Here is a 13,592-nt window from a genome sequence, read left to right on the forward strand (position 1 = left end):
ATTGTCAACTCACTCTCCGAAAAGATCTAGATCTCGAAGATCGATTTCGTCCCCTGGCAGCATTTTGGTCGCTTCGATCGATGCCAGAGTTTCGGGAACAAACGATGCCGTGGAAATCAATTGCTCATTGGGCTTCAACCGTTGGGTGCGATACACATAAACCGATCCGTCCCCCACAATCTTCGCCTTGCGCCCCCCGATCAACATGCCTGTCCCTTCATCGATCCCAATCCCGGTCCGGTCTGGATGAGATTGAACGGCCTTGGCCAACCTTTGAAACCGCTTCTTTTGGGAAAAATGTTGGTCCACGATCGCCTTGGGGAGCATCGGAAACCCATGCGAGATCTTCGGCTCAGCCCAACCGCCCGCGATCATCAAACTCGAAGCGATCGCGGCCCCGGCACTGGTCCCGCCTACGATTCCTCCGCGAGAAACTACCGACATTAACGCCGACTCAATCGGCGTCCCAGCATAGCGTTCTGCCAGCCGGCTTTGATCCCCGCCGCTGATCCACACAGCCGAGGCATTGCTCAAACTCTCGACCGAACGGGTGTCGTGCATCGCCGTATTGCGATCCGGGGCATGAAGAATCTCAACACTCTGCCACTGGAATCCACTCCAGTAATTGACCCAATGCGTGAAATCTCCTAGGTCGGATAGAGCGGAAGCGGTCGGAATAAGGACCAATCTCCCATTGCGACCAAGCCCCTCTTCGTGAAAGACCTCGCGAATCTGCTGGGGCAGTACGCCCCCTCCGCACAACAAGATTCGTCCTCGAACCTCTTTCTGAACCCGCACGTCGATCGACTCGGATTCAAGTCGGGGTGGCAATCGGGACGCAACCGTGAACTCCGGTGCAACCACTAGTTCGGTCGCGTCTTGACCAAAACAAGTCGTTGTGCTCGCGATGAATGGTATCCCAATAGAGGGAACAACCGCCGCGAACGATGCGATAATCTTCCTGACTAAACTTGGCATCTATCTTCTCGCCCTAGGTAGGTGTTTGGCTGGGGAGGGGGAGGTTGGGGTGGTAGTATAGTCCATCCGGTGCCGGGCGGGGAAAGACCAATCGCCGCCTAATCAAAAGGATGGCAAAAAAATTTAAGCGAGCGGCAACTGGCTTTGCGCTTGCGATAGCCGGTCGTGGAGCTCAATCAACTTCACCAGATAGGGTGCTGTCGCCTCTGGCCCCAACGTCTCCAGCCATCGGCAAGACGCATAACCGCGAGCGACCGATTGATATTGCTCGATCCATCGCTCCCGCACCGGCATTTGCTCCGAGGAAATAGGCCACACCGACCTTGGGCGCATCCGTTCGCTCAGGCCACATCTCCAAGGCTTTGCGGTGAGTCGGGCACGAAAACAACTTTGATTCATGCACATCTTGACGTACAGGGGATCCGCTCCCACGCACCGAAAGAATTCACCGACCGCTCCCTCCGACGGCACAAACGTCCCCTGAGTCGCAATCAATCGAAACCCATTGGGAGTCTCATAAACTCGCACTCCCCACCCCGGATGCTGCTCTAAGAATTTCAACACGCGCTGCCGCACGACGAGATACCGCCGATCGACATGCTCCCCTAACTTTTCCTGCGAAGGAGGAGTCATCTCTCGTTTTTCTGGCGAGAACAATGCGAACCAAGAAACGATCCTGTCCACAATCCCCAGTGCCCCGTTTCCACTGCGCCCCATCCGACCCGGCATGTCCACGTCGGCAATCAATACGTCCGGAGTATTTAGGCACAATGCGCCATAACTGTTTCGCGTAACGACATACCCCTCTCCTTCGTCGATGATCTCCTCCCGTATCGGAAATCCATCGGCACCGTTGTACGGAACCTTCCGCTCCCGTAGCGAGACAACTTGAGGTTCTCGCGGCCAGCGAACAGCGGCTTCGTGCACACGGCGCTGAGCATGCAATAACGCATCGGACTCGCTGGTATCAGACCAACCGAATCGACGAATCGTGACCTTCGACTCCCCCGAAGTCACTATGACTTTCGCTTCCGCCCAATGATGAGGTATGTGCATGAATGAAGGGTGACCAATGCTAGCAATGTCTGATTCGTGGTTGTCCGAATTCCCGGCGATTCGTCGGCATATTCTAGGATTTGCAGTAGGATGCAAACCCCGTCGATCGGTATCTTATCGAATGGTACCGTTCTCCTAAAAGCGACAATCTGAACTGGCAATGATGGATCATTGGCACAAGCAGCTCAATCAGGATGACTTCACGCGCCCTCGGATGGCTGCGTGTCGAATGTTCGTGAGCTGTTTGCTCATTTGGATTGCTTGCTCTTCCTATTCCGCCTCCTCGCCCGTTCCCGCTCAAACAGGCGTTTCCCTGAACGCGTCGACTCCGACCGTCGAATCGGTCGGCTTGCGATTGACTTGGGGGTCGCCGCAGCTCTCGGATTTTTCCGTGGAATGGCACCCCTCGGACAGCAAAGTGGAGCCGATCCGCCAACTGGGTATCAATGCAGAGGATTCCGGATCTTGGCGCCCATCTCCCGACACGCCCCTGAGATTGAACGACTCCAACACCTTCTTCGGCGGAGGCGATTTTCTTTGGAATTCCAAACCCCAGTCGACCCTCAAACTGATCGTCCAAAGTCAGCGTGTCCAAGACCGTGAGAAGTCCTCTCCCACCATCAAAGAAATCGAATGGAATTGGGCTTCTCTTCTCGATTCCTTGCAAAGTGGGCCGATCGAACTCTCTTTGCACGATGGGGCAACCTTGCGAATGGATCGCATTCCAGGTGACACGTTGCGAGTACGGAGCGATCGCACGTCGTGGGTTTTTCGTGCAGGCGAGCCGTTGGAATTAAGCGTCATTCCTACAGCGCTGCCTTGGCGCGATCAAATGGGGAAGTTCGAAGCCAAACTTGTGCGTGCTGGCAGCGATGAAGTCCTTTGGGAGACAGAACAGTCCGTCCCCCTCAACGGTTTGGGTTCCGGTGATCCGATCGCCATCCGTACCGTCGCGCCCGATTTGACAGGTGTCTTGGAGTTGCGTTGCAGTCTCGAACCCAAACGATTTCTTTCGAATTGGCCCCACTCCAAAAGCAAAGTGCAGCGAGTTGTTCAATTCGTTACCTTCGACGACAAACCCGAAGATGCCAGTGTGTCGAAGAAGAGTTCGCAACCCGCATGGGACTGGCGAGGCCATTCGTTCTGGCAAACCTCCACCAGTCGCCCCATTCAACACTCCGATGCTCGGAGGAATCAAGCGACCGATCGATGGCGAGCAACCAAGAAGTGGTTTTCCAAAGGGGATGCGAACCGGCTCGATCCGTTTCTGGTTCCACCCAACGAGTCGATTCGAATCCCCCTCCAAGTCGCCGATTCGCGAACTCCACTCATCGTCCATGTCGGCATCGAAGGATGGTGGCAGCAAGCCCACATCCGTGTGTGGGAGTCGACAGATCACTCCGATGTCCGAGCTGGGGGAGGGAATGCGCGAAGCGGAACGATGCGTTTGCTCATTGAGCGTCCATGGCGACCGAGAATAGACGAACTGGGACGAATGCTGGAGTCGAGCCAAGTAACCGAGGAAGCCGAATCGCTGCGCTCGATCGCCTTCCTGCCTTCTCAAAAAGTAGTGGTCGTCGAAATCGCGAACCGCTCTCTCACCGAATCGATTCGCATTGGAAACATGTGGGCTCAGTCCGGCTGGGTCGATCCGATCCATGCGAATACCGCCCTCGATGGCTCAATGGGTCGCGCCGATTCCCGTTTGGTTACGGAATACTTGACCGTCGACGACTGGCGAACCCTTCTCGATCTCGGCAAAAACATCACGGGTGAGGCATCTGACAGCTGGGAGTCCATGGATATTGCACTGAGAACTTGGTTCGCCTCCGCCAAGAATCGCGGGGTTGGGCAGGTCTCGATTCCGGTTCTTTCCAAAGGTTCGAGCCTCTACCCAACGCGAAAGCTCATTTCGAAACCTTGGCTGCAAACTGGACTTTTCTCGGACAAGGGAAACGATCCGATCGACAAAGATGTCGTTCGTTATCTCTACCGTTTGGGGCAGGAATTCGATATCGCGATCCTGCCTTCCTTCGAGCTGAATTTTCCGCTCGGCGAATTTCTCCATTTCGCGAGAGAGGACATGGAATCCCTGCTCTTCGTCGCGGGCAATGGCAATCCGGTCACCGCTCGGCGCAACCCACTCTCCCCTGCGACGGCGCGTTGTTTGCAAGAATTCTGGCTGGAGTTTGAGAACATGTACCGCGACGAACCGGGCTATGCTGGTTACGCCGTATGGATTGATACCGAAAGCCACTTGACCATCCCTCGACAATGGCAATTGCTTGCAGACCCCATCCTGGATCTGTTTGCTTCCGGAACGCCAGGAAATGTTCCTCGCACGCGTGCCGAGCGCATGAAGGTCTTTGAAACGATCCACGAAAAGACATTCGAGGCTTGGCAGTTTCAGCAGGTCATCACGACGATAGAAGGCCTCGGACGCGACTTGCAAAGGATCTTCGTCCCCAACACCTTCGCCGCGGGAGGCATCAAACCCAAGCGAATCGAAATCGTTCCGATCGAACCGGGTAACGACCTAGCAGGTCGGGACATGTTGGTGGACTGGTGGATGATCGGCCCAACGAACAAAACGTTTCGCGTTCCAGCATTCGGCAATCTCGATCGTCACTACTTGCTCGGACATCCCCAAGTTCCACCCCTGCCCTGGTTTGCTTCGGCGAATGTAGTGCCTCGCGTTCAAGGCCAACCGGCCATGGAACGGATCAAGATATGGCAGCGTAGCGACGCCAAGAACCAAGTGCGCGAAGCCTTCATCATCAATGCAACACCATGGGATTGCCAATTGGAATTTTCCTGGACCGTACCGCCGAGCGACCTACAGCGAATTCCTATCGATCGTTATCCATCGGGCGAAGGATCGTCCTCGATGGCTCCCGATGCTCTGACGTCCTGCCCCTACAGCGCGTCCCTTCTTCGCTGGACCGGAGACGGAGCGTCCATCCAGCAGTGGCGAGTAAATCAGGAGGGAACGATCGAGCGAGTGGACCAAATGCTCCGATCGATGGATCAATCGGTGACGAACTTGAGCTCCGCACACACAGCAACGGGTCTCCTTGAAAACGAAGACTTTGAACTTCCTCCCAAGTCGAAGGGAAACGAAATCGCTTCGGGATGGGCCGCATCGATGAACCCAAAGGCTCCTGTCGCGTGGAGTGATCGCGCCGGGTTTGGTGCAGGAGCTGGCTTACAAATTCGTTTTCAATCCCCTGGAGAGATCGCGTGGTTGCAATCGACTACCTTCGAATCCGATCGCAACCGACTCCGCCTCCAGCTTCACGTCGCGGAAGCCCAAGGAAAGATCGAACAAGGGTCGGCAACCCTTCTTCTATGGAATCCCAACGCCGCTCGCTTCGAAACAGGGCCGACCAAACCGATTCAGCCCCGCTCCGATTTCTCCGACGGAAAATGGCGTGAGTGGGTGGCCGACTTTACCAGCGAGCTGTCAGCCAAATGGAGCGACAACACGCCGAGAATCTACAAACTGCAACTCGATCTGTCAGGGCAGGGAGAAATTGCGATCGATTCCGTTCGAGTTAGCAGCGATTTCCTTATCGAATCGGAGAGAGCCGATCTTCGCAATCGCGCGTTCGCAGCCAAACGCGCTTGGGTGGACGGAAATGGAGACCCGGCGATTCGATTGCTTGAAGGAACTTGGGCCCGTCTCTTACGTCTGCATCCCGCTGCCTTAGCTCTTCAATTCCCCGAGAAAATCACACAAGCGGCGAAACAAAACACATCACCGAAGTCGGGATCGAGACCATCCGACGCTCCACTGCCCAGTAAAGCGGCAGCCCGACGATGGCGAATCTTCGATCGCCAATAGCGGTCGTTTTGGAACTTACAGGACGCTCTGTTCGGTGGTTTGTTCTAGCTGAGAAGGAAAGATCGCGCCGACGATCATCGCAGCCATCGAAGAGGTATGGATGATCCAGCAGCCTTCGTTCGACAAAATCGTTCGAAGTGTCCCCCACGCGACCAAGAGGAGGGCTCCAAAAAAGACCCGCTCCGCGATGCGACGAAAGCCAGCATCTTCCGTTCCCCTCGCCAACCACAATGAAGTGACTGCAACCAAGGGAATAACCCAGGGATAGCTACCCGCCAACACTTCGAAAAAGTGAGGTGCATGCATTTGTTCGGCTTCCTTGCCAATCAAGCGTTTGAATCAACTCAAAAGAAGTCTCTCTTTTTTCAAAAAAAGATTCAAGATCAGTCGAGTCCACTTCTTCGCGCGGTTTCCCCTGTCATCCAAGCTGACCGATCAAAAGGGTGTAACCATCCAGATCCTGTACCCGTAATTCCCCTGCGGGCATATAGAAGGGATAGCTAATGGAGTAGACCGCGTTCCGCTCGGGCATATGCCCCTCGGAGCCCGCCTTTCGCCATCCAGGTGGTAAGCCCCCATCCTCCAACCCCTTTTCAAGCAACGCCTGTCGCAATCGCGAAACATCTCGCACATACATATAGAACAACACGGCTTGCTGGCTCGGCACTATGGGACCGCTCGCCAGCGCGAGAAAAAGTTTCGCCCCGCCCGAAATCAATCCGACGAAGTTCGTAACTCCATCGGGCCTCGTGTACTGGCTCTCGATAGAAAAACCGAGATACGCGTAAAAACGCGCAGCGGCGTCGACATCGGCCACGTGCGCCATAGGAACCAAACGGTCTACATGCTGTGGGCTGCCCGTGGATGGGTTTGCGCCTGTTTCGTTGCCTGCCATGAAGAAGTCCTCCTCATTCTTTTCCAATCGTTTCGTCTCCCACTCATTTCCATTTTCATTTCCTCGCAAAGCATTCGCTATTTCCCCCAGCATTGCAAGTGGGTACTTTCGAGGCAGTGCAAAATCGATTTGAACATGGGCAGACCGCCCTTCGTTATACCGAGAGATTTCCCAACCATGTTACGTCGCGTCTTGTTGTGCTTTTTTATGTTTGCATCGATCGCTTCGACGGTTCATGCCGAGATGGGATCCCAATTGAAAATCGGTGAACAAGTTCTTCAATTGAATGGTGCTGGCGTTCGCACCAAGACCTTTGTCCAAATCTACGAGAGCGGGCTCTACCTCCAAACTCCAACTCAAAATGCAAAGGCCGTCCTGGACGGCGATGAACTGATGGCAATTCGTGTCCGGATCACATCCGGATTCGTAAATCGCGCTTCGCTGGTCGCGTCGCTTCAAGAAGGCTTGGCCCAATCAACGAACGGCAAGCCGGAAACGCTCGCGCGTGAAACCGAGCAACTGCAACAGGCGCTTCGAGACGAAGTGAAAAAGAATGACGTCTTCGACTTTGTTTACGTTCCCAACAAAGGGCTTCACGTTTTGAAGAATGGAAAAGTACAGGGTATGATTCCAGGACTCGCTTTCAAACAGGCCTTGTTCGGCGTCTGGCTTTCCGATTCCCCCGTTGACAAAGAACTCCGCCAAGCGATGTTGGCAGGGAAACACTCTTCCTATTAAATGATCGGATCCACGCAGATGAATCAGCCGGAATACCACGTTAAACAGCTTGCCAACGAAATCGCCATTCCCGAGTCGGGTAAAAAGTCGGTGGTCCTGATCGACGGTCCCAAAACAAAAGCAATCCTGTTTGCATTTGCTCCCGGCAGTGGACTTGCCGAACACGTCGCACCTCTAGACGCTACGATTCAAATTATCTCTGGCACAGCGAAGCTGACCGTTGGAGAGAACTCGGTCGAAGGTCGACCGGGAACCTGGATTCAAATGGTCGCATCTACCCCACACAGCATTCAAGCCGAATCGCCTGTCGTGATGTTGCTAACGCTGATCAAATAATCATGTCCAGGTAGCCAAGACATCGGGTAGATGTCACCGTGAATAGCGCCCGAGGCCGCCGACTCGCAGCGCTGCCCGGCAAAGGAATGGAGAAGAGAATTCGATGTCTGCAAACGATCGTGCCACCATAACCAAGCCGAGCGAAGGTCCCCGAGTCGGGGTCGTCGGCGACATCTATCGATTCCTTGCAACGGGCAAGGAGACGGACGGAAAATACGCGACCTTCGAAGCCATCGTCCCGCCTGGAAGCGGACCTCCACCGCACATTCATAGCCGGGAGGAAGAATCGTTTCTAATTCTCGAAGGTGAAATGACCTTCCAACTCGGAGACAATCGCTTCGTGGTCGGTGAAGGAACATTTCTCAATATGCCAGTTGGCAGCCTGCACTGCTTCAAAAACGAAAGCCAAAGAACAGCGCGCATGCTGATATCGATTGCGCCAGCCGGTTTGGAAGAAATGTTCTTGGAGGTAGGACTGCCATTGGCAAACAGAGACTCCATCGCACCTCCCCCCACCCCAGCCGACATTGAAAAACTCCTTGCCGCCGCACCTCGGTACGGGGTCACCATTTTAGTCCCAGAACACACGCCCGGTGAACCTCCGGAACAACACTCTGCGTTGTCGGAATAATTTCGGGGTTACTGTTTATGGAGACGCTGAATCTCATTTTGGATTTCGCCGGGACATTCGTCTTCGCGTTGAGCGGCGCGATGATGGGAGTTCGGTACAAACTGGACATCTTTGGAGTGCTTGTCCTTTCCTTTGCGGCGGCCAATTCGGGTGGTATCCTGCGAGATGTTTTGATCGGGGCGACTCCTCCTCGGGCGATTCAAGATTGGCGCTATCTGGCCGTTTCACTCTTGGCTGGCTTGGTCACCTTTTTTCGCTATTCGAAAATCGATCGATTGAAGTCCAAGCTATTGCTGTGCGACGCCGTGGGTCTCTCTCTCTTTGCCGTCGCGGGCGCAAACAAAGCGCTAGCCTTTCATCTCGATCCGATACCCGCAATCATGCTCGGGATGTTGACTGGAATCGGGGGCGGCATGATGCGAGATCTCTTGGTTGCAGAGATTCCTGCAGTGCTGCGAGCGGACTTTTATGCATTGGCGGCCCTGTGCGGTGCCGCCGTGGTCGTGGTGGGGAACGCATGGAAACTACCTTCGCTGCCCGTCTCTATCGCGGGAGGGTGTCTTTGCTTCGGACTCCGCTACATGGCGATCCGACGCAATTGGAGACTACCGGTTGCGGACAGCGACGAAGGATCCCCCCAAGGTAACCTTGATCCGAACCACGATAAAGAGTCTGGGTGATCCGACCCGGTTCCCTGAATCACAAATCGTATTGTTTGGTCGCTTCAGGCTGGAACTCAATAGAATTGATCTTGAAGTTTACGGAGGCCTGTCGGCGAGTTCCACTCCACGGTGTCCCCCACCGAGTAGCCAATAATCGCGACTCCCAGTTCGGTCAGGATCGAAAGGCATTCCTTGTTCCGTTTGGCATCGCTCGGATAGACCAACGTCACTTTGCGATCTTCACCCGAATCCAAATCGGATAGATGAACACACGTATTCATCGTCACCACGTAAGGTGGAATTTCACGAGGAGGAACAATGGTTGCTTTGTCTAGTTCGCTCTCCAACGCATCGAGCATCGCCGTGTTGGCTGTCGCGAACTGTTTCGCGGAGATTACCAAGTCATGAAGACGGCTGTGGTCTAAACTGGAAACGAAAAGGGTGCGATTCATCATGACTGATTTCTCCAAAGCGTTATTCGAATGGTCGGCCTAGTATAGAGACATACGCCAAAGCCCCGCACCCCACCGGGATTAGAGTTTCCAAGGAATCGCTGGCAAGATAGGACCGAATGCACGGACGACAACCCATCAGTCCACAGCTTGACACGCAAATAGTTTACATGTATACTATTAAAGATACCAACGCCGGAGCCTGCATCGCGGGCTGCGGAGAATGAAACCCATGCGATGGAAAATCAATCCGGAGGAGAATCCGATGAGTCCGAACCGAGAAACGCTCACGTCTGCAGGATTGCTGTTGTTACGAGTCGGTTTAGGTGGGTTGATGCTGGTGCATGGTATCCCCAAGGTGCAAGGATTTAGCGCGATGTCGGCGGCTTTTCCGGATCCGATCGGGCTGGGGAGCCAGTTGAGTTTGATACTGGCGATTGGTGCGGAGGTTGGGTGTTCGCTTTTATTGATCGCAGGGTTTGCGACCCGATTGGCGACGATTCCGTTGGCGTTCACGATGTTCGTAGCGTTGTTCCTGGTTCACGGCTCCGATCCATGGAAGGTCAAAGAGTTGGCGGCCGTTTACTTGCTAGGCTACGTCTCCCTTTTTCTTACAGGCCCTGGTTGCTTCTCGCTCGACCATTGCTGCTGGAATAAACCGAAGCCCCCTGCAGCCTAAGTGAACGAGCTACTAACCGTATCCTCTTAGGGGATACCTCCGGTTCTTAAAACCGCCATTGAAGACGCATTCGAAGGCACGTGCATCCTCTAAACAACTGCCCCAAAGAATGCCCCGCCCCCTGCGGTCAATCCCATCGCGAGCGCGCCCCAGAAGGTCACACGCAGGGCTGCTCGGATGACCGGCGCACCGCCGACTTTTGCTCCCACTCCCCCGAGAAGAGCAAGGAAGACAATAGAGGTAGACACGACAACGGGGATCATGACTGCGCTGGGGGTGACGAGTACGGTTACGAGTGGCATCGCAGCCCCCACCGCAAAGGTTCCAGCCGACGCGAATGCGGCTTGAATGGGTCGAGCGGTCATCATGTCGGAAATCCCCAATTCATCCCGCGCATGTGTGGCGATCGCGTCATGTGCCATCAGTTGGTCGGCAACTTGATTGGCAAGCTCCACATCGAGACCTCGCTGGACGTAGATGGCCGCCAACTCATTGTGTTCGAAGTCACGGTTGGTAGAAAGCTCTTTGCGTTCCCGCTCGAGATCGGCGCGTTCGGTGTCCGCTTGCGAACTCACGGAGACATACTCACCAGCGGCCATGGACATGGCGCCAGCGACCAACCCGGCAACACCAGCGACCATAATCTCGCCGCTGCTAGCGCTCGATGCCGCTACACCCACGATAAGACTGGGTCGATACAATACCATCGTTTGCACCGAGCACAGCGGCGCGCAGCCAGCCGATCCGGTCCGTTCGATGCCGTTCAAAATGGTGACCTCTCAAACCATTCACCTTTCTTTTCACTTCTGCCCAACTAGTGCGCAATAGAAACCGCGATGGGCCACACGCCATCCCCTTTCATCGCGGCGAGCGGTGGCCTTTACTTCACGAGAGAAGTCCGTGCCCCACTGCGCGATAAATCTGTGAATCCACGTTCTACCATTCGGTAGCCCGATCGGCCAGTTGTTGAAAGAATTCCCGCCTTCGCGTCATCCGAGACCAAGTCGGCCCGGCCAAGAATCCTCGTGAGCCTGCATGCGACACTATTCGGATGATCTTCGCTCGGAACAGCAACGATCGAAAATTGCGTTTAACAGTCAGCCGCATCCGTTCTCGCGGCATCTAATCAACCCTGCGAAAAGGAATTGCGAGTCGTCACCCCTTTACCGATTTGGAACCGCGACGCGCTCAACAAGTTTCAACGGGTACAATGATTCGAACAAATCACCATGGACAATCCGACATGCAGCAACACCAAGGCACCATTATGCCCCACTTCGTAATCGCCTCGTTGCTCATGCTAGCCATCGCTGCAACGATCGCCCATGCGGACGAACATGCACCGTTCAAGATCACCACGAAGCGGGACAACGACCTTGTAGTGGTAAAGGCGGAAAAAGCACAGGTGGTATTCTCCATCCATAGCCCTTTCGGAATTAGCCACGCCGTCATCGAGCGAACCGACCGGCGATGGCCAGACGCCATAATCCTTCATCTCCATTTGAAGGGATTGGAAAAGTTCACCATGTCGAACGACAAAGTGAAACTCGAAGCATCGGTCTCGAGTCAAGAGGGTAAAGTCCGGCTATGGAAGGATGGCAAGGAGGAAACTCCGCTCGACACCAAGAGTCCTTATTGGATCGAGATTCAACCGATCGCTAGGGACGGCAAACCAACCAAAATCATTCCACCAAAGGACGGCTACTTTCGGTTGCAGTTACCGAAGGCGTTCATCGCAGAGAATCCGAAATCCATCACACTCTACTGGATCGACTTCTATCGAAACTGATGGCGTCGCAGCGAATTCGTCCACCCAAAGCCGCATCCCGCGTAGAAGCGGCATCTTGCCGCTTACCACCCTGTCAAACGAGAAGTTGCGAAACGGATTCGTTCGTAGTTCGTAGAAGCGGCATCCTGCCGCTTACTTTCCATGTCACAGACCAAGCGGCGAGACGCCGCTTCTACGGCTAAGAGCTTGGTCGACGATTTTCCCTCTTCGTAACCCGACGGCATCAACAAACGCCCGGCAACCGTTCATTGGAATCGCCAAAGCGGTCTAGTTCGAGGCCTGCCCAGTCCATCAAGTGAAGGAAGAGGCTGCACATGCGACGGTTGGACGATTCGAGATAGGGGAGCACCCGGCCACCGCGAAGTTTGCCACCAGCTCCACCTAGCAGAATGATCGGCAATTGATTGGCGTCATGATTTCCATGCAACATACTCGAACAGTGCATGATGGACGTATTGTCGAGCAGAGTACGGTCCCCTTCCTTGACTTCGGACATCCGTTCACACAGATACGCCAGTTGCGACATGAAGAATTGGTTGAGTGGAATCAGTTCAGGAGGCTGGGTGTGAGCCATCTGGTGGTGCTGATCTTTCGCTCCACAGTGAGCGTGCGTTTCAGCTGAACCGTCGTTGCAGTACTTGAGTGTCGCAATGCGGGTCATGTCGGTCCGGAACGCGAGAAGGACGATATCGTTCATCAAACGCCAGTAATCGGGGATATCCGTCGGAATCCCATCGGCGGGTCGAGGCAGGTCGGGAGCAGAAAGGGTAGGCTGCCAGCCTTCGGCATCGCGCTGCCGGTCAGCTCTTTTGATGCGCCCCTCGATTTCATGAACGCTGCCGAGATACTCTTCGAACCGCTGTCGATCCGAGAGGGACAGCCGCTCTCGGAGCGACTTGGCATCTTCGAGGACCGAATCGACGACGCGACGATCTCCGCGATTTCGGTCTGTTCGAAAGAGCTGATCAAAAGCCAGGGCAGGGCGCGTTTCGGTCCAAGTCGGCGAGACGGCGGTACTCCACGAAATGTGCGAACTGTAAAGGAGTGGATGTCCATCCTGAAGACCAGGAATGGGACCTTCACAACCCAACACAAGCGAAGGGATACGGGTTCGATCTCCGATTTTTTGAGCTAATAGCTGATCGAAACTGACACCGGTACGAACTTCCGTCTTGGACATCGGTGCGCCGCTGAGCATGTTGCCGGTCTGCATGCAGTGGATGACACCGTTGTTGGCTTGCTCGTTCCACAGACCGCTAAGAAACACCAGCCGCTCTTTCCATGCTTCTAGCGGCTTCAGGCACGGTCCCAGTTCCATCGCGGCACCTTCGCCTTTGGCCCACCAATGCTGGGAATGGAACCCCATACCCGTGAAAGTGACCAGTGTACGAGTGGGAGGGGAATCGGTGCAGGCTGTTGTTGCGCCCGTGGCGAAGGATAACGATTCAAGCCACGGGAGCGCCATGGAAACGCCGATCCCTCGGAGCACCGTACGCCTTGAAGGTCGAGTGGAATTGGAAAGCATCAAACGG

At 54.8% G+C, this 13,592-nt stretch carries 13 protein-coding genes and 1 pseudogene; 7 read left to right on the top strand and 7 right to left on the bottom strand.

What is annotated here, in order from left to right; genetic code table 11:
* Positions 1–9: 9 nt before the first annotated feature.
* Positions 10–978, bottom strand: coding sequence for a cyanophycinase (locus VN12_RS07555; protein ID WP_146676252.1), 969 nt, complete (start codon positions 976–978; stop codon positions 10–12).
* A gap of 123 nt (positions 979–1,101) precedes the next feature.
* Positions 1,102–2,034 (bottom strand): hypothetical protein, encoded by a 933-nt coding sequence (locus VN12_RS07560; RefSeq protein ID WP_146676253.1) that lies wholly within the window; start codon positions 2,032–2,034, stop codon positions 1,102–1,104.
* 160 nt (positions 2,035–2,194) lie between these two features.
* On the opposite strand from VN12_RS07560, the gene VN12_RS07565 reads away from it, so the two are divergent.
* A complete protein-coding gene (locus tag VN12_RS07565) occupies positions 2,195–5,878 on the top strand; it encodes a hypothetical protein (protein WP_146676254.1) in 3,684 nt (1,227 codons plus the stop codon).
* A gap of 15 nt (positions 5,879–5,893) precedes the next feature.
* Here the strand turns inward: VN12_RS07565 and VN12_RS07570 are convergent, their stop codons facing one another.
* Positions 5,894–6,184 (bottom strand): hypothetical protein, encoded by a 291-nt coding sequence (locus VN12_RS07570; protein ID WP_146676255.1) that lies wholly within the window; start codon positions 6,182–6,184, stop codon positions 5,894–5,896.
* A gap of 112 nt (positions 6,185–6,296) precedes the next feature.
* Positions 6,297–6,773, bottom strand: a complete 477-nt coding sequence (locus tag VN12_RS07575) for a VOC family protein (protein WP_168164276.1) — start codon at positions 6,771–6,773, stop codon at positions 6,297–6,299.
* 177 nt (positions 6,774–6,950) lie between these two features.
* Between VN12_RS07575 and VN12_RS07580 the strand changes: the two genes are divergently transcribed.
* From VN12_RS07580 to VN12_RS07595, 4 genes are all read left to right on the top strand, one after another.
* Positions 6,951–7,511 (top strand): chalcone isomerase family protein, encoded by a 561-nt coding sequence (locus VN12_RS07580; RefSeq protein ID WP_168164277.1) that lies wholly within the window; start codon positions 6,951–6,953, stop codon positions 7,509–7,511.
* An 18-nt stretch (positions 7,512–7,529) separates the two neighbouring features.
* A complete protein-coding gene (locus VN12_RS07585) occupies positions 7,530–7,847 on the top strand; it encodes a cupin domain-containing protein (protein WP_168164278.1) in 318 nt (105 codons plus the stop codon).
* Positions 7,848–7,950: 103 nt separating this feature from the next.
* Complete coding sequence (locus VN12_RS07590) at positions 7,951–8,478, top strand: cupin domain-containing protein (protein ID WP_146676259.1); 528 nt, start codon at positions 7,951–7,953, stop codon at positions 8,476–8,478.
* A 17-nt stretch (positions 8,479–8,495) separates the two neighbouring features.
* On the top strand, positions 8,496–9,158 hold the full coding sequence (locus tag VN12_RS07595; protein WP_146676260.1) for a trimeric intracellular cation channel family protein: 663 nt from the start codon (positions 8,496–8,498) through the stop codon (positions 9,156–9,158).
* 56 nt (positions 9,159–9,214) lie between these two features.
* Here the strand turns inward: VN12_RS07595 and rnk are convergent, their stop codons facing one another.
* On the bottom strand, positions 9,215–9,595 hold the full coding sequence (gene rnk / locus VN12_RS07600) for a nucleoside diphosphate kinase regulator (protein ID WP_146676261.1): 381 nt from the start codon (positions 9,593–9,595) through the stop codon (positions 9,215–9,217).
* 262 nt (positions 9,596–9,857) lie between these two features.
* Between rnk and VN12_RS07605 the strand changes: the two genes are divergently transcribed.
* A complete protein-coding gene (locus tag VN12_RS07605; protein WP_205855218.1) occupies positions 9,858–10,271 on the top strand; it encodes a DoxX family protein in 414 nt (137 codons plus the stop codon).
* A gap of 89 nt (positions 10,272–10,360) precedes the next feature.
* Here VN12_RS07605 and VN12_RS07610 read toward each other — a convergent pair.
* Positions 10,361–11,054, bottom strand: a pseudogene (locus tag VN12_RS07610) (VIT family protein).
* 427 nt (positions 11,055–11,481) lie between these two features.
* Between VN12_RS07610 and VN12_RS07615 the strand changes: the two are divergent.
* Positions 11,482–12,060: a hypothetical protein gene (locus VN12_RS07615; protein ID WP_146676263.1), complete on the top strand. Its 579-nt coding sequence runs from the start codon at positions 11,482–11,484 to the stop codon at positions 12,058–12,060.
* Between the two features lie 223 nt (positions 12,061–12,283).
* Here the strand turns inward: VN12_RS07615 and VN12_RS07620 are convergent, their stop codons facing one another.
* Positions 12,284–13,585 (bottom strand): DUF1552 domain-containing protein, encoded by a 1,302-nt coding sequence (locus VN12_RS07620; RefSeq protein WP_146676264.1) that lies wholly within the window; start codon positions 13,583–13,585, stop codon positions 12,284–12,286.
* Positions 13,586–13,592: the final 7 nt, after the last annotated feature.

Origin of the sequence: Pirellula sp. SH-Sr6A, assembly GCF_001610875.1 — a bacterium.
In the GTDB taxonomy this organism is placed as follows: Bacteria; Planctomycetota; Planctomycetia; order Pirellulales; family Pirellulaceae; genus JBKCUI01.